The organism is Streptosporangium nanhuense (assembly GCF_059358815.1).
In genome coordinates this window covers 461,800-487,620 of record NZ_JCADBG010000002.1, presented here as the reverse complement: position 1 = coordinate 487,620, position 25,821 = coordinate 461,800, and the positions used below count along the sequence as shown (strand labels likewise).

The window sequence follows — 25,821 nt, the reverse complement described above, 5'->3', positions numbered from 1 at the left end:
CGGTCTCGGAGAGGAGGTCAAGAGCCCGCCCCTTCCTGGATGAACGCGGCCAGCTCGGCCGGGGTGGGATGGTCGAAGACCGCGCGGACGTTGATCGCCCGGCCCGCGAGCTCCTCCAGCGGGGCGATCAGCCGTACGGCGAGCACCGAGTGGCCTCCGTTCAGGAAGAAGTTGTCGTGCTCGCCGAGCCCCGGGCGGCGCAACGCCTCGCGCCAGAGCCGCAGCACCCCCTCGGCGAGTTCCGAGCTCGCCGGGGCGCGGGAGGCGGGCGAGGACTCGTCCTCGGGTACGGTCAGCCCCCGATAGTCGATCTTGCCGTTGGCGGTCGTCGGGAACTCGTCGGCCAGCACGATCCCCGAGGGGACCGCGTAGTCCGGCAGCCGCGTCCCCGCGTACCGCCACAGCTCCTCGCGCAGCGCGGCGCCGCTCTCCCCGTCGGGCAGGTCCGTGGGCTGCACGAACGCCACCAGCCGGTCGTCGTGGACGATGACGGCCGCGACCTTGACGGCGTCGTGGTGGTGCAGCACCGCCTCGATCTCGCCCAGCTCGATGCGGTGCCCGCGCAGCTTGATCTGGCGGTCGTCGCGGCCCAGCAGTTCCAGGGCCGCGTCGTGCCTGAGCCTGGCCATGTCCCCGGTCCGGTAGAAACGCCCGTGACGGGGGTGCTCACCGAACCGCTCGGCGGTCAGCTCGGGCCGGTTGACGTACCCGGCGCTCACCCCGTCGCCCGCCACGCACAGCTCGCCGGGTACGCCCGGCGGGGCCTCGCGCCCGTCGGCGTCCCTGATGAAGATCCGGGTGTTGGCGAGCGGCACCCCGATCGGCACCGGGTCGCCCGGGGGGCCGAGGATCTCGGCCGCGGTGGACCAGATGGTCGTCTCGGTCGGCCCGTAGACGTTGAACAACCGGCAGCCCAGGCCCAGCAGGTCCGTGGCGAGCGCGGCCGGCATGGGCTCCCCGCCGCAGAGCACGATGCGCCCGGCCAGCTCGCCGCGCGCCTCGGGGGCGATGAGCCGCCAGGCCGTCGGGGTGGCCTGCACGACGCGCACGTCCCGTGCCGCGATGAGTTCCAGGAACCTGCGCGGCTGGAGCTGGTCGTCGTCGGAAGCGACGACCAGGGTGCCGCCGACGGTGAGCGGGAGCATCAGCTCCAGGGCCGAGATGTCGAAGGAGGTCGTGGTGGACCACAGCACCGCGTCGCCCGCGCCCGCGCCGAGCCGGTCGGCGAAGTCGAGGACGAGGTTGGCCAGGTTGCCGTGGGTGACGGCCACCCCCTTGGGCCTGCCGGTGGACCCCGAGGTGTAGATCACGTAGGCGATCGACCCCCCGGTGACCGCCGCGGCGACCCCGGCCGGATCCAACGCGCCGCCACCGGCCCGGGGGGCCTGCGGCATGGGGATCACGGGGACCTCCCCCGCCCACGGAGCCTCGGACTCGGCGACGACCAGGCGGGCCCCGCAGTCCTCCACCTGGTAGGCCAGGCGCAGCTCGGGCTGGCGCGGGTCCAGCGGCAGGTAGGCGGCCCCGGCCGCCCAGACGCCGAGCACCGCGGCGACCATCTCCGCCGACCGGCTCAGCCCGAGCGCCACGATGTCGCCGGGGCCCGTGCCGTGCGAGACGAGGGTGTCCCTGACGGCGGCGGCCCAGGCGAGCAGCTCGTCGTGGGTGACCTCCCGGTCGCCGTCACGGATCGCCGTGCCGCCACCGGTACGGCCGGCGATCCGCTCCAGCAGCGTGGCCGGGCCCTCCCAGGTCCGCGCGGTGTCGTTGAGCCGGTCGAGCAGCCCCCGGTCGGCCGTGGAGAGGGAGTCCAGCTCCCGCTGCGGCCGGTGCGCGTCCTCGGCGGCCCGCCGCAGCAGCGCGGTCATCCGCGCGACGAACGCGGCGATCTCGGCCTCGTCGTGGACCTCCGTGCTGTGCCAGACCCTGAGCGTGAGCCTGCCGGGCTCCTGCACCGCGATGCACTGCAGGTCCAGGCGGCTGCGGTCGAACAGGTCCTCGACGTACTCGGGTACGGAGCCCAGGATGCTGACCTGGTCGTCGGTCCACGGCCGGTAGTTGAACATGTGCCGGAACAGCGGCACCCTCCAGTCGCCGGTGCCGTGCCCGCGCTCGACCAGCACCGCCTCCACCGAGGCGTCCGCGTGCTCGACCCCCTCGAAGAAGACGTCCTCGACCCGCCTGACCAGGGCGGCGAAACCCTCGTCCGGGTCGGCGCGCACCCGCATCGGCAGGGTGCTGACGCCGTAGCCGACGTGGCCGCGCATCGCGGCCGTCCTGGTGGTGACCGGCATCGCGGCCACCAGCTCGGGACCCGCGCCGTGGGCGCGCAGGGTGAGCATGAACGCGGCGGCCAGCACGATGTTGTCGGTGGTGCGCAGGCCGGTCCGCAGCGTGTCGAGCGCCCGCCGCGTGTCCGCGTCCACCTCCCAGGAGCATGTGTGCCCGGCGAAGGTGGGCCGGGTGGGCGACGGCCTGCTGCCGGGGAGCACCATCGCGGCCGGGTCGACGTCCCCGAGCCGTTCGAGCCAGTAGTCCAGCGACTCCCGGGACGCCTCCCCCGGCTCCAGCATGGGCGCGACGCCGGAGAGCGCGGCGGGGAGCGGCTCCTGGCTCGTCTGCGCGTCGTAGAAGCCGCCCAGCTCCTCGACGAGGAACTGCATCGAGGTGGCGTCGATGACGATGTGGTGGGCCACCAGGCAGACCACGCTCCCGCCACCGTCGGGCAGCGCGAAGTGCCCGGCCCGGAAGAGCAGGTCTCGGCCCAGGTCGAAGGGCTCGTCCAGGAACCCCTGGAGGTCGGGGACGAGCGTCTCCTCGGTGGTCGTCCCGTTCGTCAGCTTGATCTGCGCGTCCTGCGGGGCGGTGAGGTGCCGCACGGGCGCGCCGTCCACCACGGGGAACCGCAGGCGCAGTGCCGGATGCCGCTTGAGCAGGCGGTTCACCGCGATCTGCAGCGGAAGCCTGCGCAGCGGCTCGCGGGTCCTGAACGCCACCGCCAGGTTGGACACCCCGCTCGACCCGGCGAGCTGCTCCAGCACCCAGAACGAGTACGGGACCGCCCCGGGCCTGCGGAGCGGCTCGGCGGGCTCGGGCAGGCCCTCCGGGACCGGCGACGCGGAAGCCGACCCGGAAACCGGCACAGGAGCCGAACCGGAAGCCGACCCGGGAATCGACGCGGAAGCCGACACGGGAGCCGGTGCGGGGGGACGCGGCGAGGGCGGCGCCGGGGCGGGGCGGTGCCCTCCGGGGACGGGCAGGCGCTGCAGGGGATGGTCGGGGTCGAGGGCGGCCCAGTCCACCGGGCAGCCGAGCGTCCACAGCCGGGCGAGCGCCGCGAGCAGGCCCCGGCGGTCGTCCCCGCAGTCGATCGTCCCCTCGTCCGGGGGCGCCTGCGCCGTCCCGATCAAAAGGAACAGCGTGTCTCCCGCACCGGCGGTTCCCGCCTCGCGGGGAGTCTCCGGTTCGTGGAACGTTTCATGCCCCGGCAGCGGCTCGGGCGCCACGATGTCGGCCGGTACCGGTTCGGGCACCGCCAGGTCGTCCGGCACCGGCTCGGACACCGCCATCGCGTCGTCCGCCACCGGTTCGGGCACCTGCCCTGCCGCCCGCTCGGGCACCTGCTCAGACACCGTGGCGGAGGCGTCGGCGGCGGAGGTGGCGACGCGGGCGATCGCCTCGTCCAGTTCCAGCGTTCCCGAGAAGGCGGCGGCGGTGAGCTCGCCGACACCGTCTCCCGCGCAACCCGAAGGGGTGACGCCCCAGCCGGCCAGGGTCGCCGCCAGGGAGTAGGTCACCGCGAACGTCACCGGGTGGTCGTCACGCTCCCCGGCGAGCCAGGCGTCGTGGAGATCGACGCCGTGCCGTTCGAAACCTTCCAGGCAGACGTCCATCGCCTCGCTGAACAGCCGCTCGGCCCCGTACAGCGAGGCCCCCAGCCGTCCGGCCCCTCCGGCGGGGAAGACGAACCTCACCTCCCGGGCCGCGTCCTTGAGAGGCGGCTCGTACCTGAGCTCCGTTTCCTCGGGTGAGGGGGCCGGAGTCACGGCGAGGGCCGCGGACGCCTCGGCGGGGGTGGCCGCCACGACCGCGCCCCGTACGGGACGCTGGGGGCGGCCCAGCTGCAGGACGGCCACGGCGTCGGCGAACCGGTCGGCGCCGAGGGTGGCGAAGAACCCCGCCAGGCTCTCCCGTACGGCGTCGGCCTCCTCCGGCGTACGTCCCGACCAGGCGACGACGCGGGGCCGGGAGTCCCCCGGCAGGTGGACCGGCGGGAAGCCCTTCCTCAGCCTCAGCGGTTCCCGCAGGCGCGCGGCCGAGCCGCCTCCGCGCGGACCACCGCGCCCACTGCGGGTGGGAACGGTGCCGGCGGGGAGGGGGCGGGCGGGAACGGTCCTGGGGGAGACGACGCGGGCGGGAGGCGCGCCGGGCGGGAATTCGATCACTGCCTCGATCACGGCGCTCACGAGGTCACCGTCGAGGAGGGCGTCGTCCAGGCGCTTGAGCACGATCGTGGTGCCCTGTCCCGCGAGGGCGTCGAGGCTCGGTCCCGAGACCGTGACCACGAGGTCGCGGTCACCGAGCGCGAGGGCCAAACAGGCATCCTCGGCGGGCTCGTACTCGGCGGACACGCCCGGGGAGCGCGTGAGGTCGTGTCCGGCGTTCTCCAGCGCGCCCTCGACGATCTCCGCCGGGACGGCACCGGAAGGGGGGAGCGGGACACGCGGGCCCATGCCGATCACGGCGATCGACGCGGTATCGGTCACCGAGGCGCCCCGCCGTCCCGGCGGATGCGGGCGCGCACGTCCCTGCGGCTGCCCCCGACGGGGCGCAGGCGCGCGGGCTCGCTCCTGACGGGCTCCTGCGCGCCCTCGACGAGGCGGCTGAGCGCCCGCACGTTCGGCCGGGTGAACATCGAGGTGACCGGGATGTCGATGCCGAGCACCCCCGTGATGTCCGCGTGCAGCTCGACCAGTGCCATCGAGTTGAGCCCGGCCTCGAAGAAGTTCTCGTCGGGGTCGACCGGCCGGCCCAGGCGGGCCTCGATCATCTCCGCGACCGTGTCGGCGGCCGACACGCGCTGCCCCGGTGGGCCAGGAGGTCGCCCCTCGACCTCCTCGCGTTGCCGTTCCGCTCCCACCGGCCGACTGCCCTGGATCATCCGGCGCCTTTCGTTGGATTTGTCCGGTTTATGAGACGAGCCCCGTCCGGGCACGCCATGCACCGATCCTCTGACACCTATTCGGACACGACAAGAGCGTATTTTTCGGCTTTTTTGAATCGGTAGCAATGCGAAAGGCACCGGAAACACATACGGCCACCGCCGTGGCGGTGGCCGTACACGATCGAGCGGATCAGCCGGGGTTGGAGACCGCCGCACCGATGGTGTGCACGCGCAGGGCGTTGGTGGAACCCGCGGTTCCGGGAGGCGAACCGGCGACGATGACGACCTTGTCGCCCTTCTCCAGGCGGGAGTTGGCGAGCAGCGAGGCCTCCACCTGACGGACCATGTCGTCGGTGTGGTGGACGAACGGCACCTCGAAGGTCTCCACGCCCCAGGTCAGCGCGAGCTGGTTGCGGACGTGGCTGGCGGAGGTGAAGGCAAGCAGCGGGATCGGCGAGCGGTAGCGGGCCAGGCGGCGGGCCGTCTCACCGGACATGGTGAACGCCACCAGCGCCTTGGCGCCGACGATGGCGCCGACCTCGGCCGCGGCGCGGGCGATGGCGCCGCCGGTGGTCTCCGGCAGCCGGTCGAGGCTGTGCGTGGCCTGCAGGGAGCTCTTCTCCGCGGTCGTGGCGATGCGGCTCATCGTCTCGACGACCTCGATCGGGTAGTTGCCGACCGACGTCTCGCCGGAGAGCATGACCGCGTCGGCGCCGTCCATGACGGCGTAGGCGACGTCGGAGGCCTCGGCGCGGGTGGGGCGCGGGGCAGTGATCATCGACTCCAGCATCTGGGTGGCGACGATGACCGGGCGGGCCTTCTCGCGGCAGAGCTCGATGGCGCGCTTCTGCACGATGGGCACCTCCTCCAGCGGCAGCTCGACCCCGAGGTCGCCGCGGGCGACCATGATGCCGTCGAAGGCCTCGATGATCTCCGGGAGCCGCTCCACGGCCTGCGGCTTCTCGATCTTGGCGAGCAGCGGGAGGCGGATGCCCTCCTGCTCCATGATGTTGCGCACCACGTCGGCGTCGGAGGGACGCCTGACGAAGGAGAGGGCGACCAGGTCGAAGCCGGTGCGCAGAGCCCAGCGCAGGTCGGTCTCGTCCTTGTCGGTCAGGACGGGGGCGCTGACGTTGACGCCGGGAAGGTTGAGGCCCTTGTTGTCGGAGATCATGCCGCCGATGATCACGCGGGTGGTGACCCGCTGGCCGTCGACCCGGGTCACCTCCAGCCGGACGCGGCCGTCGTCGACCAGGATGTTGTCACCGGGGTTGACGTCCTTGGGAAGGCCCAGGTAGGACGTGGAGACCTGGTCACGGTCGCCGGGGACCTCCTCAGTGGTGATCGTGAAGACGTCACCGAAGCCGAGGCGGACGGGGCCCTCACCGAACTTGCCGACCCGGATCTTGGGACCCTGGAGGTCGGCCAGCAGACCCACACCACGCCCTAGCTCGGCGGCGGCCTCCCTCACCCTGTCGTAAACCTCCTTGTGCAGCTCGTGGCTGCCGTGGCTGAGGTTGAAACGGGCCACGTCCATCCCGGCCGCGATCAGTTCGCGGAGGCGTTCGGGAGAGGAGGTGGCAGGGCCGAGAGTGCAGACGATTTTCGCGCGACGAGTCACGGATCCCACCCTAATTGGTACAGACCACTTGGTCGTGACGTTGGTCATAGCGCCGATGAAAAATTCGGTGACACAAAGCTACCCCGGGTGAACGGGAGGTTGCGAATCGCCCCTTATGTCACCCCATATGGGGATATGCCATACGATGCCCGGCCCCTTGGGAGGAGCGGGCCCGGGCCGGTCGGTCGCGGACGCTCTCCTCCACGACCGGACCGGCGGGGCCGTCCGAGGGTGATCTCCGCCATGGAGAGCAACCTCACAAATCTCACCGGGCCGACGTCCCTCAGGAACGGGCAGGGCCGTCAGGGACTGAGGGACGCGGCCTTGGCGGCGTTCCCGGCGCTGACGACACCGTTGCCGTAGAAGCCGTTGTGCGTCTTGGAACCCTCACACTTGTGGACCTCGTCCACCACAAGATCGATCTTGTACGCGTACTCGCGCGGCGAGGGGCAGGACTTCTCGGTGGCGGTGGAGTACAGCAGGCGCTGGACGTCCGCCGGGGGCATCGCGAGACCGCCCTTGCCCGGCTTGCCGAAGCGGCTGATCAGGATGGCGGCGACACCGGTGGCGTGCGGAGCGGCCATGGAGGTGCCGACGAGGTACTGGTAGTAGGAGCAGGTGCCGCCGTCGCACTCCCTGACGATCGACCCGGACTTCGGCGTGCCGTCGGCGGAGAGCTGCCCCTTGGCCTTGAGCGCGTTCTCCGGCGCGGCGGCCAGGATGCCCCTGGCGGGGTCGTAGGTGCCGCCGCCGTCGAACTCGTCCCCGCCGGGGGCCGCCAGGTCGGCCTGCTCGACGCCGTAGTCGGAGTAGTAGGCCTTGCGCCCGCTCTGGCCCACCGAGGTGACCGAGATGACGCCCTTGGACTCGGCCGGGACGTTCAGGCAGGAGTTGTCGACCTTGCGGGTGCGCTCGGCGTCCTTGGGGTAGTCGGGGCTGGTCGCGTCCTTGGTGGGCCTGCCGAGGTCGGTGGCGCCGTTGCCGATGGCGCTGATGAGCGTGACGCCGCGCTTGCGGGCGTAGTCGAGGGCGCGCTGCATGCCGGTGATGATGCCGCGCTGCTCCAGCTGCTCGGTCTTGGAGTCGGCGGGGTTGGCCTTGCAGTTGAACAGCCAGGGGTCGACGTAGAAGCTCATGTTGACCACGTCGATCCCGGCGTCGGCGGCGTAGGTGAGCGCCTCGATGCTGGGCTTGAGGAAGAACAGGCCGGAGTCCTGGCCGGCGCGCAGGTTCACCAGGGACACCTGGGGGGCGACCCCGGCGATGCCCACGCCGTTGATCGGCGAGGCGATGGTGCTGGCCACGTGGGTGCCGTGGCCGTCGTCGTCCCAGTCGACCGGGTCCTTGCAGCTCTTGAACTCGCAGGGCCCGTCGAGGGTCTTGCCGTTGGGGTCCTTGGGCCGGTCGGTCACGAAGTTGCGGCTCAGGGCGCGGTTGAAGTTGGGGGCGATGTCGGGGTGCTTGCCGTCGATGCCGGTGTCGATGACGCCGACCAGCACCCGCTTGTCACCGGGCTCGGCGGCGTAGGAGCCCTCCACGGTGGCGCCGATCATCTTCATGTCCCACTGCCGTCCGGCCAGCGGCTCGGGCGTGCCGGTGGAGGGCGTGCCCGTGGAGGCCGTGGGGGCGCTGGGGGTGCCCGCCCGCCCGAGGGCGTCGGCGGAGGGGAAGACCAGCGGGGTCCTGACCTGGGTGGCGGTCTCGCCGCCGGGCGTCCTGCCCGCGGACGTCTTGAGCGCGGATGTCCTGCCCGCAGATGTCCTGCCCGCGGATGTCTTGACCGTGGAGGCGGTCGCGGGGGCGATCGCGGCGGCGGAGCCGATCCTGCGGTCGGAGGAGACCCCCTCGACGGCGTCGCTTCCGGCCAGGCTCTCCACGAAGCGGGGGCCGGGGCCGTCGGCGAGGACGTAGCCGATCCTGGTGTCGGTCGACAGGGCGGTACCGCCGCTCGCGACGATCGCGTCGACCGCCCGGTCGTGGGCTCCGTCCGCGTAGAAGACCAGGTACTCGCGGGTCTGGCCCGCACCTGTCGTCGCCCCGCCGCCCAGGGCTCCCGCCGTGAGGGTCGCCGCCAGGGCGAGCACCGTCGCCGTGCCCGTCAGGCTTTTGATCCCGCGATTCATCGATCCTCCGCACCTGGCCTGATCAAGAAGAATTATCTTTCAGGCATATGTACGACAAAGCAATTTGAACACCCACTCTGCGCATTTTTACCTGAAGCCGCCGCTAAGACACCTGGCACGCCAGACGTTTCCCGGACACGACAGGCAGCGCCGCACCCGGGAGGGTCGTGACGTGCTCGAACCCGCCGCGTTCCCACCGGACCGCCCCGGCCTGACCGGGTCGGCCATGTCACCCGTGAACCAGCCCTGACATGCAGGAACCAGTCTGGATGTGCACGAATCAACCATGACACACCTAGACGGCCATGACATATCAGCCGGCGGCCGTCCAAGGCCGACGATCACTCGATCGGGCATGAGGACGTGATCGTCTGCCACGGCTGTGCCCAGGGGAACGAAGCTCAGGGGAACGAAGCTCACGGGGACGAAGCTCACAGGGACGACCGGTCAGCCCCATTCGCTCAGCATGTCCTCGAGACGGGCGTTCGCCTCCTCCGGGTCATAGCCCGGCACCGCCTCGCGCATGAGGTCATAGGTCTGGCGCCGGGCGTCCGCACACGCCTCGCGCACCGCCGCCAGCGTCTCCTCGGCCAGCTCGTGACTGTGCAGGCGCTTCGCGCGGGGACCGTAGACGATCTGAAGGACCCGCCCGTTCACGTCCACCGTCGCCTTGACATGGCGCGACGGCGCCTCGCCGGCCCCGACGATCCGGTCGAGTTCCTCCTGGGCCGTCTCCAGCCAGGCGAGCATCCGCTCACCCTGCAGGCCGGCCTCGTCGAGGTCCCGCTCCTTGATGTCGGCGGGGTCGTACCGATGCTCGAACACACTTGCCTTCCGGATCTAGAGAAGGTCGCGGGCCGCCTGCTCCACCCGCCCGCGGACGAAGGTCTCGTCCAGCGGCTCTGGCATGGCCTCGGCGCTGCCCGAGACCTTTTCGGCGATCTCCAGGGCCTTGCGCTCCGCGTCCGCCTGCGCCGCGCGAAGCACCTCCGTGACCTGCCGGCCGAGGGCCGCCTCCCCGAGCCGCAGCGCCCGGGGGTCGATGCGCAGCCGGGTCAGGCCGCCCTGGCCGTCCGCGGCTGCCTCCACCAGCCCGTCCTCGCTCCGGGCCCGGCCCTCCACCCGGCGGATCGCGGCACGCGCCTCCAGGAGGTCACGCATGACGCTCTGGCCTTTGGCGAGATAGCCGGCCAGGTACTCGGTGTCGTCCTCGGGCGCCGGTGACGGCATGTCGACCTCCGGCGGTGCGATCGGATGAACTCGGATGAACAACGGGTGACATGGTCTGAACGTCACATCTCCCGGCCCTGGCGACGAAATGTGCGGCTCATGTCCACGAGGTGTGCGCGCGGAACGGATCTATGTCCATATGATAATCGGACATGATGGGACTTGAGATTGTCTCTGGGGCGGTGGAGCAGTTCGCCGCGCGGATCAAGATCCATGGTGAGGAGTACGGAGCGGCGCCCGCCGACCTTCGCGCACGCGGTGACGGCGTGTCCTCCTGGGGAGACTGCGGCCTGTTCTCCGTGATCACCAACACCTACGCCGAATGCCGCGAGACGTCCCTGGCCGCGCTCGAAGGGCTCCACGCGGTCATCGACGGTGTCGGTGACGGTCTGCACGAGACGGTGGGGAACATCCGTGACGCCGAGACGGCCAACGCCGCAGGCGCGGAGAATCTCGGCCGGCAATGGCTGTGATGCTCCCCCCGGTCGCCGCCGGGATGATGTCGCTGCTCGGCCCCTGGCCGAACATCGACGAGGACCAGATCAGGGCGGAGGCCGGCACCGTACGGCGTGCCCACGCCGCCACGGTCCTCGCGTCCGCGGGATCCGAGTCGGCGGTCCGCGGCACGCAGCAGGTCCACCACGGCCGGTCCGCCGCCGCCCTGGCCGCCTACTGGGAGAGGAACGGCGCCCAGAGCGGGCACGTCGCCCAGGCCAACACCGCGATGAGATGGATTCCCCCGGCGCTGGAGGGCACCGCCTCGGTGGTGTCCGGCGTGAAGGTCGCGGCGGCCACGCAGGCGGTGTTCACCACGGTCGACGTGGCCAGGCTGCTGGCGACCGGCGGGGTGCTCGGGGCGGCGGCCGCCACCGCGCGGATCCTCCTGGGACGTCAGGCGGTCGGGAAGATCCTGCGCGAGGGGAGCGAGGGCACCGGCAAGGTGCTGGCGCCGTTGCTCCAGCGCAAAATCACCGATCCGATGCGCGGCATCCTGGACGATCTCAAGCCGCGTGGCCCGATGGGCCCGCGCCTCGCGGTGGCCGGCCCCCACGGCGGGGTCCCGATGCGGCCCCTGGCCCTGAAGCCGTCCACCCCCTCTCCCGTCGGCGGCACGTCCGTCGCGTTCGGCCGCAAGAAACCCGACAGCGGAGGCCGAGGACGGGGCGGGGGCCGGGGCGGAGGCCGGGGAGTAGGCCGCCTGGACGGAAGCGGCAAGTTCCACGGCGGCATCATCCCCCAGAGCACGAGAGGCATGACGGCCGCGGAGAAGGAAAAGCTCAAGAAGGATCTGGAGGCCAGCCTCGCGCGGCGAAGGGCCGAGGAGGAACGGCTGGGCTACGAGGCCGGGCACGCGGAGAGAATCCGCCGGGAACAGGCGGCCTACGACAAACTCTTCAAAGGCAAGGGAGCGTGATGCGGGTGCAGGCGGGCGACGACCTTGTGGAACTCATCCGCACGCGTTCGGCCGACGACGACGTCGTGGGCCCGGCGGCCAACGACCTGCTGAGCGAGTTCTTCGCGGGCTATCCGGTGGAGAACCTCGGCAGGCTTCTCCACGGCGGGGACGACAAGACCGTGCGGACCGGCACCTGGCTGCTGTCGGAGCTGGGCGATCTCGCCGCTCCGCTGATGGGCGAGATCCCCGCGCTCCTCGCCCATCCCCTCCGCCAGGTCCGGTTCTTCGCGATCGACGTCGTGCTCGCGAACGGCGGCGAACACGACGGGCCCCTCATCGCCCAGGCGCTGGCCCTGACCCGGGACCCCGACTCCGCCGTCCGGTGGAAGGCCCTCGGGTTCCTGGCCGACGCCTCGCCCGAGCAGCTGGCGACCGGCGCGGAGAGCCTGCCGGACGGCCGGCTCAAGGAGCTGACCGGGTGGCTGGCCCGCCTGGAGACCGAGGAGGTCGACCCGCGTGGCATCGTCGCCATGCTCGAGGGCGACGACCAGGTGACCCGGCTGTTCGCCACGGCGGCCGCCGCGCGCCTGTCCGGCGCGCAGGACACGAACCTCCTGGCGCACGCGGCGACCGTCGAGGAGGAGGAGATCCGCTCGTTCGCCCTGGAGCGGATCGACGAGTTGCGGTAGTCCGGCGGGAGGAGCCCGGCGCCGGTCGGCCGGGGTGGGATGCCGGAGTACCGATGCGCTCCAGCACGCGAGAGCACGCGAGGGACCGGCCCGCCCGGCGGACCGGCCCCTCGCACGCTCAGACCAGTGGCCGCGCCGTCGGCGGGATCGCCACCGGCAGGGCCGTCCGGCCCGTGAGGTAGCGGTCGGCGGCCGAGGCGGCCGAGCGGCCCTCGGCGATCGCCCACACGATCAGCGACTGGCCGCGGCCCATGTCCCCGGCGACGAAGACGCCGTCGACCGAGGACATGTAGCCCTTGTCCCTGGCGACGTTGCCCCTGGGGTCGAAGAACTCGCCTCCGGCGACCTCGGCGAGCTCCTCCAGCAGGCCCTTCTTCTCCGGTCCCACGAAGCCCATCGACAGCGTGACCAGCTCGGCCGGGATCTCCCGCTCGGAGCCGGGCACCGGCTTGAACCCGGCTCCGGGACCCTCCACCTCGACCAGGCGCAGCGCCCGGACGTTGCCGTCGGCGTCGCCGACGAACTCGGTGGTGGAGACCGCGTAGACCCGGTCGCCGCCGCCGTCGGCCAGCTCCTCGTGGGCGCTCTCCATCTTGAACAGGATGGGGAACGTGGGCCACGGCTGGCTGCCGGGGCGGGCCGCCGGGGGCTGGGGCATGATCTCCAGCTGGGTGACCGAGGCGGCCCCCTGGCGGATCGCGGTGCCGATGCAGTCGGCGCCGGTGTCGCCGCCGCCGATCACGACGACGTGCTTGCCCTCGGCGTTGATCGGCGAGACCGGGAAGTCGCCCTCCTGGACCTTGTTGGAGGGCGGCAGGAACTCCATCGCCTGGTAGACGCCCTTGAGGTCGCGTCCGGCGACGGGCAGGTCCCGCCACTGGGTCGCGCCGCCGGCCAGGACGACCGCGTCGAACTCCTCGCGCAGTTGCGCCGCCGTGATGTCCACGCCGACGTTGACGCCGGTACGGAACTCGGTGCCCTCGGCCCGCATCTGGTCGAGACGGCGGTCGATGTGCCGCTTCTCCATCTTGAACTCGGGGATGCCGTAGCGGAGCAGGCCGCCGATCCGGTCGGCCCGCTCGAACACGACCACGTCGTGCCCGGCCCTGGTGAGCTGCTGCGCGGCGGCCAGGCCCGCGGGCCCCGAGCCGACGACCGCGACCTTCTTACCGGTCCTCGACGCGGGGATCTGGGGGGTGACCCAGCCCTCGTCGAAGGCGCGGTCGATGATCTCGACCTCGACCCGCTTGATCGCGACCGGGTCGGAGTTGATGCCGAGCACGCACGCCGCCTCGCACGGAGCCGGGCACAGGCGGCCGGTGAACTCCGGGAAGTTGTTGGTGGCGTGCAGGCGCTCGATGGCCTCCTGCCAGTCGTCCCGGTAGACCAGGTCGTTCCACTCGGGGATCAGGTTGCCCAGCGGGCAGCCGTTGTGACAGAACGGGATGCCGCAGTCCATGCACCGTGCGGCCTGCTTGGTCAGCGCGGGCTTGGGGAAGTCCTCGTAGACCTCCCGCCAGTCGCGGATGCGCACGTCCACCGGGCGGCGCGCCGGCAGCTCGCGTCCGTGAGCGAGGAAACCCTTGGGGTCAGCCATCGGTCGTACCTCCCTTATCCGTGAAATCCGTGAGAAGCCCGGGAACCCGGGAGAAGCGAGGAAACATGGGCGAAATGAGCGGTCTTCGGCGTGGAGAAGGACATCGGCCTCACCCCTGGACCGCGGCGGTCATGACGGCCTCGTCGATGTCGCGGCCCTCCAGCCGGGCGGACTCGGCGGCCCGCAGGACCCGCTTGTAGTCCGTCGGCATGATCTTGCCGAACCGGGACGGGTCCCAGTCGGCGAGGAGCGCCTTGGCCACCGTGGAGCCGGTCTCGGTCAGGTGGGCCTCGACGAGCTCGCGCAGCGCCTCGGACTCGGCCTCGTCCAGCTTCTCGATCTCGACCATCTCCCGGTTGACCCGTTCGGCGTCGAGGTCGAGCAGGTAGGCGACGCCGCCGGACATGCCCGCCGCGAAGTTGCGGCCGGTCGGGCCGAGGACGACCACCTTGCCGCCGGTCATGTACTCGCAGCCGTGGTCGCCGACGCCCTCGACCACCGCGGTGGCCCCGGAGTTGCGGACGCAGAACCGCTCCCCCACGACGCCGCGGATGAAGGCCTCACCGGAGGTCGCGCCGTACAGGCCGACGTTCCCGGCGATGATGTGCCCGTCGAGCGGGGCCGCGTCGTGCGGCTGGACCGAGACTCGGCCGCCGGACAGGCCCTTGCCCACGTAGTCGTTGGCGTCGCCGGTCAGCCGCAGGGTGATCCCCCTGGGCAGGAAGGCCCCGAAGGAGTTGCCCGCCGAACCGGTGAAGCGCACGTCGATGGTGTTGTCGGGCAGCCCGGCGCCGCCGTACCGCTTGGTCACCTCGTGGCCGAGCATGGTGCCGACCGTGCGGTTGACGTTGCGGATGGGCAGGTCGAGGGTGACCCGGGAGCCGCCCTTGAGCGCGCCCTCGGCGAGCTGGATCAGCGTGTTGTCCAGCGCCTTGGCCAGCCCGTGGTCCTGCTCCACCGTACGGCGCAGCGAGGTGCCCGCGGGCAGCTCGGGCTGGTGCAGGATCGGCGCCAGGTCCAGCCCCGAGGCCTTCCAGTGGTTCTCGGCCGGGGTGGTGTCCAGCAGCTCGGCGTGGCCGACGGCCTCCTCGATGCTGCGGAAGCCCAGCGCGGCGAGATACTCGCGGATCTCCTCGGCGACGAACTCGAAGAAGTTGACCACGAACTCGGGCTTGCCGGTGAAGCGCTTGCGCAGCTCGGGGTTCTGGGTGGCGACGCCGACCGGACAGGTGTCCAGGTGGCAGACGCGCATCATCACGCAGCCGGAGACGACCAGCGGCGCGGTGGCGAAGCCGAACTCCTCGGCGCCGAGCAGCGCGGCGATGACCACGTCGCGGCCGGTCTTGAGCTGGCCGTCCACCTGCACGACGATCCGGTCGCGCAGGCCGTTGAGCAGCAGCGTCTGCTGGGTCTCGGCCAGGCCGAGCTCCCAGGGGGAGCCCGCGTGCTTGAGCGAGGTCAGCGGGGACGCGCCGGTGCCGCCGTCGTGGCCGGAGATGAGCACGACGTCCGCGTGGGCCTTGGACACGCCCGCCGCGACCGTGCCGACCCCGACCTCGGCCACGAGCTTGACGTGCACCCGGGCGGCCGGGTTCGCGTTCTTCAGGTCGTGGATGAGCTGGGCGAGGTCCTCGATCGAGTAGATGTCGTGGTGCGGCGGCGGCGAGATGAGGCCGACGCCCGGGGTGGAGTGCCGGGTCTTGGCGATCCACGGGTAGACCTTGTGGCCGGGCAGCTGGCCGCCCTCGCCGGGCTTGGCGCCCTGGGCCATCTTGATCTGCACGTCGTCGGCGTTGACCAGGTACTCCGAGGTCACGCCGAACCGGCCGGAGGCCACCTGCTTGATCGCCGAGCGGCGGGCCGGGTCGTGCAGCCGCTCGGGGTCCTCGCCGCCCTCGCCGGTGTTGGACTTGCCGCCCAGCTGATTCATGGCGATGGCGAGCGTCTCGTGCGCCTCCATGGAGATGGAGCCGTACGACATCGCGCCGGTGGAGAAGCGCTTGACGATCTCGCTGACCGGCTCGACCTCGTCGATCGGCACCGGCTCGCGCACGCCCTCGCGCAGCTTGAACATGCCGCGCAGCGTCATCAGCTTCTCCGCCTGGGAGTCCACCAGGCCGGTGTACTCCTTGAAGATCTCGTAGCGGCGCGAGCGGGTGGCGTGCTGCAGCTTGAAGACGGTCTCGGGGTTGAACAGGTGCGGCTCGCCCTCGCGGCGCCACTGGTACTCGCCGCCGACCTCCAGGCGGCGGTGGGCGTTCTCGGCCCGGGGGTAGGCGCGCAGGTGGCGCTGCGCCGCCTCCTCGGCCAGGACGTCGAAGCCGACGCCGCCCAGGCGGGACGTGGTCCCGGTGAAGCAGACGTCCACGACCTCCTGGCTCAGGCCGAGCGCCTCGAAGATCTGCGCCCCGGTGTAGGAGGCGACCGTGGAGACCCCCATCTTGGACATGACCTTCAGCACGCCCTTGCCGTACGCCTTGATGAGGTTGCGCACGGCCTTGTGCCGGTCGGCCTTCAGGGCGCCGGAGTCGACCATGTCCTCGACGGTCTCGATGGCGAGGTAGGGGTTGACCGCGCCCGCGCCGTAGCCGACGAGGAGCGCCATGTGGTGCGCCTCGCGCGCCTCGCCGGTCTCGACGACCAGGCCGATCTTGGTACGGGTCTTCTCGGCGATCAGGTGGTGGTGGACGGCACCGGTGAGCAGCAGCGAGGGGATCGGCGCCAGGGTGGCGGAGGAGCCGCGGTCGGACAGCACGATGATCCGCGCCCCGCCCTCGATCACCGAGGAGACCTCGGCGCGGATCTCCTGGATGCGGCGCAGCAGCGCCTCTCCGCCGCCCGCGACCTCGTACAGGCCGGAGACCACGTGCGGGTGGAAGCCCGGCAGCGCGCCCTCGTCGTTGATGTGGATGATCTTCGCGAGCTCGTCGTTGTCGAGCACCGGGTAGGGCAGCACGAGCTGGCGGCAGGAGGCCGGGCCCGGGTCGAGCAGGTTGCCCTCGGGGCCGATGGTGCTGGCCAGGGAGGTGACGAGCTCCTCGCGGATCGCGTCCAGCGGCGGGTTGGTGACCTGCGCGAACAGCTGGCTGAAGTAGTCGAACAGCAACCGGGGCTTCTCGCTGAGCACCGCGACCGGGGTGTCGGTGCCCATCGAGCCGATCGGCTCGATGCCCGCCCTCGCCATCGGCGCCAGGATGATCCGCAGCTCCTCCTCGGTGTAGCCGAAGGTCTGCTGCCGCCTGATCAGCGCCTCGTGCGACGGGACCTCGTGCGAGCGGGCGGGCAGCTCCTCGAAGCGGACCAGCCCGGCGTGCAGCCAGTCCGCGTACGGCAGCTCGGCCGCCAGCTCCGCCTTGATCTCGTCGTCTTCGATGATCTTGCCGAGCTCGGTGTCGATCAGGAACATCTTGCCGGGCTGCAGGCGGCCCTTGCGGACCACGTCCTCGGGGGCGATGTCCAGCACGCCCGCCTCGGAGGCCAGCACGACCAGGCCGTCCGTGGTCACCCAGAACCGGCCGGGGCGCAGGCCGTTGCGGTCGAGCACCGCGCCGACGAGGGTGCCGTCGGAGAAGGTGATCGAGGCCGGGCCGTCCCAGGCCTCCATCATCGTGGAGTGGAACTCGTAGAACGCCCGCCGCGCGGGGTCCATCTCGGTGTGGTTCTCCCACGCCTCGGGGATCATCATCAGCACCGCGTGCGGCAGGCTGCGTCCCGCGAGGTGGATGAGCTCCAGGGTCTCGTCGAAGGAGGCGGTGTCGGAGCCGGCCGGGTCGCAGATCGGGAAGAGCCGCGACAGGTCGCCCGGCAGGTTCGCCGTCTTCAGCATCGCCTCGCGGGCGCGCATCCAGTTGCGGTTGCCCTTGACCGTGTTGATCTCACCGTTGTGGGCGACGTAGCGGTACGGGTGCGCCAGCGGCCACGAGGGGAAGGTGTTGGTGGAGAAACGCGAGTGGACCAGCGAGATCGCGGTCTCGTAGCGCTCGTCGCTCAGGTCGGGGAAGAACTGCTCGACCTGCAGCGGGGTGAGCATGCCCTTGTAGACGATGGTCCGGGAGCTCAGCGAGGGGAAGTAGACCTTCGCCTCGTGCTCGGCCCGCTTGCGCAGGCAGAAGGCCAGCCGGTCTAGCTCCAGGCCGCTCTCACCGTCCGGGGAGGCCACGAACAGCTGGCCGAAGAACGGCATCACCGCGCGGGCGCTCGGGCCGGGCAGGTCCGGGGTGGTCGGGACGTCGCGCCAGCCGAGGACCGTCAGGCCCTCCTCCGCGGCGATCTCCTCGATCAGCCGCACCGCGGTCTCGCGGGCCTGCGCCTCGGCGGGCAGGAAGGCCATCCCGGCGGCGTAGGAGCCGGCCGCGGGCAGGGTGAAGTCCGTCACCACGCGGAAGAAGGCATCGGGGATCTGTGTCAGGATCCCGGCCCCGTCGCCGGTGTCCGGTTCGCTTCCCTGGGCTCCCCGATGGTCGAGATTGCACAGCGCGGTCAATGCCTTCGCGACGATGTCGTGACTACGGCGACCGGCAACGTCCGCGACCATGGCGACACCGCAGGCGTCGTGCTCATGTGAGGGGTGGTACAGGCCCTGGGGCTCGGGAAAGCCGAGGTGGGCAGCAGGCATTGAATCCCTCCCGTCGTCTTGCTTCTTTGGAACAAGCAAGGGACGACGTTGGCCCTGCTGCGTGGTGGGTAGAGATTACCGTACCCTGCCGGATACCTACCTACCCGGTGAGGTCGCGCCGAATTAGTGCCGATTCGCCCGGTTCGTTTAACACATAACGGTGGCGCAACATTCCAGGTCGGGGCTCTAAGGTGGCCCAATGGAACCGAGCGACCCCGCCGGCCCGGGTGGCCCCACCGGTCTGACAGACGGCAACACTCCCAACATCCCGGGCGTGTCGGGACGACCCGGCGCACCGGAGATTCCCGGAGAAACCGGGGCGGAGGCGCTCGTCGCGCGGGCGGGCGTCGACGGCAGGCGGCTGCGGAACGCGCTGGTGGCGCTGGGGGGCGGCCGCTGGTGGACGCTCGCCGACCTGGTCAGGGAGACCGCGACCTCGCGGCGGACCATCGAGGCCCTGCTGCGCGAGGTGGACGGGGAGCTGGAGCGGTCCGGCGACCGCTTCAGGCTCCCGGCCCCTCCGGCCTGGCTGGAGCCGGCCCGGCAGGGTCCTGCCAGGCGGGACCGCGCTTGGCAAGATCCGGCCAGCCGGAATTCGGACAGCCGGAATCCGGTCCGCCCGGCTCCCTCCTGGCAGGACCCTGCCGGGCAGGAGCAGGACGCCCCCACACCGGCCGGCCCGCAGGTGACCGCCCCCACACCGGCCCGAGCGGTGGTGAGGCCCCCGGCCCCGGCGGACCCCGTGGCCCACCTGCTCCCCGGCCACGCGGACCTGGTCGCGCGCATGGACGAGCTGATCGCCAAGGCGCCCCGGGGCCGCCACACCCTGGACCACGTCGCCGCGACCGGCGAGACCGTGGTCAGGCGGGCGCTGCTGCTGGACGCCCGCTTCTGGCTGGAGGGTGCCCGGCTGCTGTGCGTGGGCGACCACGACCTGACCTCGCTGGCCACCGCGATGCTGCACCCGGGCGTCGAGGTGACCGTCGTCGACGTCGACGAGCGCATCCTCGCCTACATCGCCGGGCAGGCCGACCTGCTCGGCCTGCCCGTACGGACCCGCTGGGCCGACCTGCGCCTGGGGCTGCCCGCCTCCGCGCAGTCGTGGGCCGACCTGGCGATCACCGATCCCCCCTACACCCCCGAGGGCGTCGGGCTGTTCGTCGCCCGCTGCGCGGAGGGGCTGCGCGACCGCGAGCAGGGCCGGATCATGCTGGCGTACGGCGCCAGTGAGCGCACCCCCGCGCTCGCCCTCAAGGTGCAGCAGGCCCTGTCGCAGCTCAACCTCGTCAACGAGGCGATCTACCCCGACTTCAACCGCTACTTCGGCGCCGAGGCCATCGGGTCGGCCGCCGACCTGTACGTCCTGCGTCCCACGACGAGGACCTGGCCCGCCGCGACCGCCCGCGTCGAGGCGTCCGGCACCGCCATCTACACGCAGGGCCCGCAGTCCGTGGAGTCGGCGCCCCCCTCCGCCGCCGCCCCGGCCGCGGACCCCGGCGACGGGTTCGTCCCGGAGGTGCTGGTGGGCGACTGGCCCCGCGACGTGCTGCCCAGGGCCCCCAGGGCGCGCCTGACGACCTGGCTGGCCAAGCCCTACGCCAGCGACCCGGCCAGGGTGGCGATCTCCGTGCCCGCCGGTCTGGAGGCCGCGCTTCCCCGGCTGCTGCTCGCCACCCGCGCCGCCGAGGTCCGGGTCACGCTGGCCGCGCCCCCGAAGGACCTCCCCGCCGACCTGCTCGCCCCCGTCTACGAGCTCACCGCCGAGGGCGCGTCCGTGCGCGCCGTACGGGTGGCGCCACCGGCCGGGAACGCCGGTGACACCGGTGACACCGGTGACGCTGCCAGGATCCTGCGCCGGGTCCTGGACAACGCGCACGGCAAGCTCGCCAACACCTGGCGCGAGGCCCTGATCAGGGTCAGGGGCGACCTGACGAAGAAACAGGCCAGGGCGGTCGTCGCCGCCGTGGCCCCGTGGGCGGGCGACGTCACCGTCCTCGAACTGCCCGCCCACCGGCTGCTGGAGCTGCGGGCCGCGGTGGAGAGCTCCCTCGGCGCACCGGCCGACGCCGGATGAGGCTCCCCCAGCGGACCAGCCGACGCCGGATGAGGCCCCTCAGCGGACCAGCCGACGCTGGATGACCAGGCCGAGACCGTCCACCGCGACCTGCGGGTAGGTGAGGTCCACTTTGCTCCCCGGTACGGCGGGGGCGACCCAGCTCACCGTGACGTAGTGCCCGAGGCCGCGGACCTGGGCCCAGCCGTGCGAGCCGTCGAAGCCGTCGGGCGTGCCGGGGGCGGGCCGGACGAAGCCGCCGCCCCGCAGCGCCGCCACGAGCCTGTCGGCGGCGGCGGAGTCTCCGAGATTGAAGATCAGGAACTGGCCGGAGACCGCTCCGTCCTCGGTCTCGTAGCGGGCGCGCAGCACCTGCGTGCACCCGCCGAGCGCCTCCTCCGCGCTCCCCCAGGCCGCTTCGACGCAGTCGGCGAGGGCCTCGGTGTTCCTGAGCGCGAGCCTGGTCGTGCCCGCCGACACCGTGGGGCCGGGGAACATCTCCGCGACGGTCAGCGGCCGGGGATCGAGGGCACGGGTCGCGATGGGCGCGTAGTGGGCCGTACCGGGCTCCGCGCGCAGGACGGCGGGGCGCGGGGCGGGCTCGTCGCCCAGCCACAGGAAGGCTCCCGTGCCGGCGATCCCGGCCAGCACGACGATGATGATGATCCACTTGCGCATGGGGAAAAAGCTTACTTCGACATCCCGCCGGTCCTCGAAGAACCGGGATTCCCGACCGGAACCGGAGGCTCACCGTCCGTGGCCCCGCCCGGGGGCGGGGCGGCGTACGGGGACTACTTGGCCGGGGCGGGTGGCGGGGAGGCGGCGACGATGCGACGGAAGATCGCCTTCTCCGTGGCACGGACCGTCAGGGACAGCGAGACGAAGTCGTCCCTCGGGCCCGGCTCCGTCCCGTCGGTCTTCCCGATCCAGACCAGGCCCGCGTAGTGCCCCATGGCGTGCCCGCTGGCCTCGGTGTGCCCCCCGGCGGGGAAGGCGGCCCTGGAGGCCTGCAGCGGCCGGACCCAGCCGCCCCGGTGCAGGGTAGTCAGCGTGTTCGCCAGCGCGTCGGCGGAGGCGGTGTCGCGGAGGTTGAACATGGTGTACTGGGCGACGTAACGGCCGTCGGCACTGCTGTACAGGCCCCTGGCCACCTGGGTGCACCCTCCCTGGGTGAGCAGGTCGGCGAGCCCCTGCCCCCAGACCGCCGCCACGCAGTCGGTCTCCAGCCGGGGGGCGCCCGCCAGCCTCAGCGTGATCCTGCCCTCCTTGAGGGTCTTGGCGAAGAGGTCTTTGACCGTCAGCGGCTTGGGGTCGGCCTTGCTCTGCGCGATCGGCGCGAACACCTTGGAGGAGGGCCATCCCCGGTAGACGTCCGGCCGGGGTTCGGTGCCGATGACCGAGGCGGTGGCCCGCTCGGGCACGAAGTCGTTGCCGATCGCGGAGATCGCCAGGGTGAGGGCGACCGCGGCGACCAGCACGCCCGCCAGCGATCCGAACACCACCACCAGCCGCTGCTGGGTCGTTGTCAGCCCCCACTCCTCCAGCTGGGGGATGCTCCAGGTCTGCGTCTTGCCGGAGGTACGGCGACGCTTGCGCCCGGAGGCCGGCGAAGGCGGGGCCGGGGTCGGGGGTGGCGGGGTCACAGTGCGGTTCCTCCCAGGAAGGTGCCCAGGGCGAAGGTCAGGCCGGCGGCGACGGCGCCGACGAGGAGCTGGCGCAGCCCGCTGTACCACCAGCTGCGCGCGGTGACCCGGGAGACCAGCGCGCCCGCGCCGAACAGCGCCAGGCAGGAGATCACCGCCGAGGCCACCAGGCTGGTGACGCCGAGCAGGTACGGCAGGAGGGGCAGGAGCGCGCCCACCCCGAACGACAGGAACGAGGAGATCGCGGCGGTCCTGGGCGAGGGCAGGTCACGCAGGGTGACGCCGAGCTCGGCCTCGGTGTGCACCTCCAGGGCCCTGTCGGGATCCATCGAGATCTGCCTGGCCACCTCGGCCGCCACCGCGGGGTCGACGCCCCGTTCCTCGTAGAGCTTGGCCAGCTCCTCCAGCTCGGCCTCGGGATGGCGTTCGAGCTCGCGCCGCTCGACGTCGATCTCGGCCAGGGCGAGTTCGCGCTGGCTGGCCACCGAGACGTACTCGCCGCCGGCCATGGAGAACGCGCCCGCGGCCAGGCCGGCGATGCCCGCCAGCAGGATGACCCTGGTGCCGGCGGCACCGCCGGCGACACCGGCGATCAGGGCGAAGTTGGAGACGAGGCCGTCCATCGCGCCGAACACCGACGGCCGCAGCCAGCCGCCGTTGACGTCGCGGTGCCGGTGGTGCATCTCGGCACGCCCCCCGGAGGCGTCCGAGCTCACTTCGGTCCTTCGGGAGACGAGCCGTGGGACTCGGCGTCAGAGGGGGGCGAGCCGCCGATCTCGGCCCCGGAGAGGGGGCGCGCCGGTGCGCCGGACGATCCGGCGGCGCGTCCGGGGCCCCGGGGCCTCGACCGTGGGAAGAACGTCAACGTCGTTCTTTCTCGCCTTCGGAAACGCCCTTCGTCGCGGGCCCCTCGCGAAGCTCGCCCTTCTCGGCCACCGGAGCGGCCCCGTCCGGGACGGCACCGCCGGCCGGGACGGCCTTGTCGGAGGCGGCACTCTCCGCGACGGCCTTATCCGACTCATCTGACTTGTCCGGTACGGTCCCGCCGGAGGCGGCGCTCTCCGGGGTGACCTTGCCCGGGGTCGCGGCCGGAACCGCGTCCGGCTCGCCCCTGTCCCGATCGCTTTCCACCGGCTCGGCCTGGTCCGACGGGTGAGCCGGGTCGACCGAGCCTCCGGCCGTGCCCTCCTCCCCGGTCTCGCCCGGGCCGTCGGCCGCGAGCGTCGCCGAGGCGGTCCGCGTCTCGCCGTCGTTCTCCGTCCGGTCGGCCTGGTCCGGCGGATGAGCCGGATCGACGGGATCCACCGCCCCGTCTGCCGTGTCCGACGTGACCAGGGCCTTCGGCGAAGCCGGGTCCGCGCTCTCGTCGTCACCCGGAACGGCGGCCCCGCCGGAGAGACCGTCGAGATCGGTCACCGGGACGACCCGCTCCTCGGTGGTCTTGTTCCTGACGTACCAGAAGTAGGCCATCGCCCCGATGAACACGATGATCGAGGTCCACTGGTTGAGCCGCAGGCCGAGGATGTGGTGGGCGGTGTCGACCCGCAGACCCTCGATCCAGAAGCGGCCCACGGTGTAGCCGGCGACATAGAGCGCGAACAGGCGGCCGTGGCGGATCACGAACTTGCGGCCGAGCCAGATCAGGACCAGCGCCAGGCCCAGGTCCCAGATCGACTCGTACAGGAACGCGGGGTGGTAGGTGTCCTCGCCCGGCACCGTGCCCGGCCGGTCGGGGTCGATCTCCAGACCCCACGGCAGGTCGGTGGGGCTGCCGAACAGCTCCTGGTTGAAGTAGTTGCCCCAGCGGCCGATGGCCTGGGCCACCGCGATGCCGGGGGCGACGGTGTCGGCCACCGCGGTCAGGGAGATGCCCCGCCCGCGACAGCCCAGCCAGACGCCCACGCCACCGAGCGCGACGGCACCCCAGATGCCCAGGCCGCCGTTCCAGATGAACAGCGCCTCGATCGGCTCGTTGGGCGCGTCCGGCCCGAAGTAGAGCTGCCAGTCGGTGATGACGTGATAGAGGCGACCACCGACCAGGCCGAACGGCACGGCCCAGACGGCGAGGTCCACGATCGTTCCAGGGACACCGCCGCGGGCGCGCCAGCGACGTTCGCCGATGGCGACCGCGACGACGACACCAAGCACGATGCACAGTGCGTAGGCCCGGATGGGGACCACGCCGAAGAGGTGCCAGACCCCCTGGGAGGGGCTGGGAATCGAGGCGAGGGGCATGTCAGGTGACGTTACCGTGTCGCGCGCTACTTGGCGGCATCAAGAACGGCCTGACGTAGCTCGGCCGGTTTGAAAGCCACCGCGGTGTCCACCTCGGTGCCGTTGAGCTTCAGCGTCGGGGTGCCCGTGAGCTTCTGGGTCTTCAGGACCTCGGCGCTGTAGGCGAGGTGCGCGGACGCCTTCTCCTGGCCGGTCACGCACTTCTCGAAGGCGGGGTCGGTCACCCCGGCGTCCTTGCCCCAGGCGATCAGGTCGGGGATCGCGAAGCCCTCCGCGGTCTCGGACGGCTGCTCCTCGAACAGCTTGTCGTGGAACTCGCTCCAGGGGGCGCCCCCGGCGATGCAGCGGGAGGCCGCCCCGGCACGCACGGAGTTGCCCCGGGTGATCCCCTTGTTGGTCTGCTCCGAGAAGATCGTGATCGGGTGGTAGACCACCTTGGCCTTGCCCTCGGCCGCCAGGTTCTTGATCGTGGCGCCGCTGGTCCTCTCCAGCGCCTCGCACGCGGGGCACTGGAAGTCCTCGAAGACGTCCAGGACCGGCTTCTCCACGCCCGCCTTGGCCATGACCACCGACCCGTCGGAGGCGACGGTGACCGGTGCGAGCGCGGTGCCGACCTCCTCGGACCTGCTGCTCTGGGCGGCGAACCACCACCCCGCCCCGACTGCGGCGATCGCGACGACGGCGACCGTTCCGATGGTCGCCATGCGCTTGCGCCTTTCCCTCAGCAACTGCTCTTCACGCTGTGCCTTGATCCGATCACGCGCCGACTGCTCCCGCGCGGCCTTGCCCATCAGTCCGTCTCCTTTTCCTGGTGCTCCTCCTCGTCGTCGCTCTCGGGGTCGTCGTAGGGCTCCCGTCCCGGGGTGAGCCCCAGGGCGGAGTCCAGCGCGAAGCGGCCCGGAGGGAACCAGGCGACGAGCACGCCGAGTCCGAAGAGACCGAGGTCACGGAGGATGTCGATCAGGTAGTCGGGCTCCACCCCGGCCGCCAGCTGACCGCCGCCGCCGAAGCAGCCGCAGTCGATGCGCAGCCCGCGCGCCCACGCCGAGGCGATCCCGATGACGAACGCCAGCATGAGCAGTGCCGAGATGACACCCGCCGCCCGGGTGAGCAGCCCGACGACCAGCAACACCCCCACGACGATCTCCAGGATCGGCAGGCCGTAGCCGACCGCCGTGGCGAGCGATTCAGGGAGCAGTTCATATGCCTCGACCGCCTGAACCGAGAGCACCGGGGTGCCGATCTTGCCCCAACCCGCGACAATCAGCACGCCCGCCAGCACCAGCCGCGAGACGGTCGTTACCCAGGGTAGCGCCGAAATCACGATACGCGGTCTATTGGGCGCGGGGTTATCAGAGGTCACGAGCACCATTCTCCTATTCCAGGCCCCGGGCGCGGACGTCTCCGGCGAACGCAAGGTATCCGAGGGAAACCTCATCACGGATTGGATAAGCG

At 71.7% G+C, this 25,821-nt stretch carries 18 protein-coding genes; 4 read left to right on the top strand and 14 right to left on the bottom strand.

The genetic code is table 11. The features are described 5' to 3' along the window. Window positions 1-17: 17 nt before the first annotated feature. From AC5L38_RS07035 to AC5L38_RS07010, 6 genes are all read right to left on the bottom strand, one after another. Window positions 18-4,766 carry a non-ribosomal peptide synthetase gene (locus AC5L38_RS07035; RefSeq protein WP_495241921.1) on the bottom strand — a complete coding sequence of 1,583 codons (4,749 nt, stop codon included), beginning with the start codon at window positions 4,764-4,766 and terminating at the stop codon, window positions 18-20. Beyond that, on the bottom strand, window positions 4,763-5,161 hold the full coding sequence (locus AC5L38_RS07030; RefSeq protein WP_495241920.1) for an acyl carrier protein: 399 nt from the start codon (window positions 5,159-5,161) through the stop codon (window positions 4,763-4,765). The genes AC5L38_RS07035 and AC5L38_RS07030 overlap by 4 nt, the downstream gene beginning before the upstream one ends. Before the next feature lie 193 nt (window positions 5,162-5,354). Then, on the bottom strand, window positions 5,355-6,785 hold the full coding sequence (gene pyk / locus AC5L38_RS07025) for a pyruvate kinase (protein ID WP_436756841.1): 1,431 nt from the start codon (window positions 6,783-6,785) through the stop codon (window positions 5,355-5,357). A 302-nt stretch (window positions 6,786-7,087) separates the two neighbouring features. After that, complete coding sequence (locus AC5L38_RS07020) at window positions 7,088-8,908, bottom strand: S8 family peptidase (RefSeq protein ID WP_495241919.1); 1,821 nt, start codon at window positions 8,906-8,908, stop codon at window positions 7,088-7,090. 447 nt (window positions 8,909-9,355) lie between these two features. Further along, a complete protein-coding gene (locus tag AC5L38_RS07015; protein WP_495241918.1) occupies window positions 9,356-9,733 on the bottom strand; it encodes a YbaB/EbfC family nucleoid-associated protein in 378 nt (125 codons plus the stop codon). A gap of 15 nt (window positions 9,734-9,748) precedes the next feature. Beyond that, a complete protein-coding gene (locus AC5L38_RS07010; protein ID WP_495241917.1) occupies window positions 9,749-10,138 on the bottom strand; it encodes a YbaB/EbfC family nucleoid-associated protein in 390 nt (129 codons plus the stop codon). Window positions 10,139-10,293: 155 nt separating this feature from the next. Here AC5L38_RS07010 and AC5L38_RS07005 point away from each other — a divergent pair, with 155 nt between their 5' ends. The 3 genes from AC5L38_RS07005 to AC5L38_RS06995 are packed head-to-tail and all read left to right on the top strand — an operon-like array spanning window position 10,294 to window position 12,223. Beyond that, a complete protein-coding gene (locus AC5L38_RS07005; RefSeq protein WP_495241916.1) occupies window positions 10,294-10,611 on the top strand; it encodes a hypothetical protein in 318 nt (105 codons plus the stop codon). Further along, window positions 10,602-11,552 (top strand): hypothetical protein, encoded by a 951-nt coding sequence (locus AC5L38_RS07000; protein ID WP_495241915.1) that lies wholly within the window; start codon window positions 10,602-10,604, stop codon window positions 11,550-11,552. Before AC5L38_RS07005 ends, AC5L38_RS07000 begins: the two co-directional genes overlap by 10 nt. Beyond that, the gene (locus AC5L38_RS06995; RefSeq protein ID WP_495241914.1) at window positions 11,552-12,223 is read left to right on the top strand and encodes a hypothetical protein; all 672 of its coding nucleotides are present in this window, start codon (window positions 11,552-11,554) and stop codon (window positions 12,221-12,223) included. The genes AC5L38_RS07000 and AC5L38_RS06995 overlap by 1 nt, the downstream gene beginning before the upstream one ends. Before the next feature lie 118 nt (window positions 12,224-12,341). On the opposite strand, the gene AC5L38_RS06990 is transcribed toward AC5L38_RS06995, so the two are convergent. Together AC5L38_RS06990 and gltB are read right to left on the bottom strand one after the other, a co-directional pair. Then, complete coding sequence (locus tag AC5L38_RS06990; protein ID WP_495241913.1) at window positions 12,342-13,820, bottom strand: glutamate synthase subunit beta; 1,479 nt, start codon at window positions 13,818-13,820, stop codon at window positions 12,342-12,344. A gap of 109 nt (window positions 13,821-13,929) precedes the next feature. Next, window positions 13,930-18,435, bottom strand: a complete 4,506-nt coding sequence (gltB, locus tag AC5L38_RS06985) for a glutamate synthase large subunit (RefSeq protein ID WP_495241912.1) — start codon at window positions 18,433-18,435, stop codon at window positions 13,930-13,932. Between the two features lie 274 nt (window positions 18,436-18,709). On the opposite strand from gltB, the gene AC5L38_RS06980 reads away from it, so the two are divergent. After that, window positions 18,710-20,509, top strand: a complete 1,800-nt coding sequence (locus AC5L38_RS06980; protein WP_495241911.1) for a bis-aminopropyl spermidine synthase family protein — start codon at window positions 18,710-18,712, stop codon at window positions 20,507-20,509. A gap of 39 nt (window positions 20,510-20,548) precedes the next feature. Here the strand turns inward: AC5L38_RS06980 and AC5L38_RS06975 are convergent, their stop codons facing one another. The 6 genes from AC5L38_RS06975 to AC5L38_RS06950 form a co-directional block, all read right to left on the bottom strand. After that, the gene (locus AC5L38_RS06975; RefSeq protein WP_495241910.1) at window positions 20,549-21,166 is read right to left on the bottom strand and encodes a hypothetical protein; all 618 of its coding nucleotides are present in this window, start codon (window positions 21,164-21,166) and stop codon (window positions 20,549-20,551) included. A gap of 113 nt (window positions 21,167-21,279) precedes the next feature. Next, on the bottom strand, window positions 21,280-22,131 hold the full coding sequence (locus tag AC5L38_RS06970) for a hypothetical protein (protein ID WP_495241909.1): 852 nt from the start codon (window positions 22,129-22,131) through the stop codon (window positions 21,280-21,282). Continuing rightward, entirely contained in the window at window positions 22,128-22,847 is a 720-nt protein-coding gene (locus AC5L38_RS06965; protein ID WP_495241908.1) for a VIT1/CCC1 transporter family protein, read from the bottom strand. The genes AC5L38_RS06970 and AC5L38_RS06965 overlap by 4 nt, the downstream gene beginning before the upstream one ends. A gap of 145 nt (window positions 22,848-22,992) precedes the next feature. After that, window positions 22,993-24,366 (bottom strand): prolipoprotein diacylglyceryl transferase, encoded by a 1,374-nt coding sequence (gene lgt / locus AC5L38_RS06960; protein WP_495241907.1) that lies wholly within the window; start codon window positions 24,364-24,366, stop codon window positions 22,993-22,995. Between the two features lie 26 nt (window positions 24,367-24,392). After that, window positions 24,393-25,157, bottom strand: coding sequence for a DsbA family protein (locus AC5L38_RS06955; RefSeq protein ID WP_495241906.1), 765 nt, complete (start codon window positions 25,155-25,157; stop codon window positions 24,393-24,395). Next, window positions 25,157-25,690, bottom strand: coding sequence for a MauE/DoxX family redox-associated membrane protein (locus tag AC5L38_RS06950; protein WP_495241905.1), 534 nt, complete (start codon window positions 25,688-25,690; stop codon window positions 25,157-25,159). Before AC5L38_RS06950 ends, AC5L38_RS06955 begins: the two co-directional genes overlap by 1 nt. Between the last annotated feature and the right edge of the window lie 131 nt (window positions 25,691-25,821).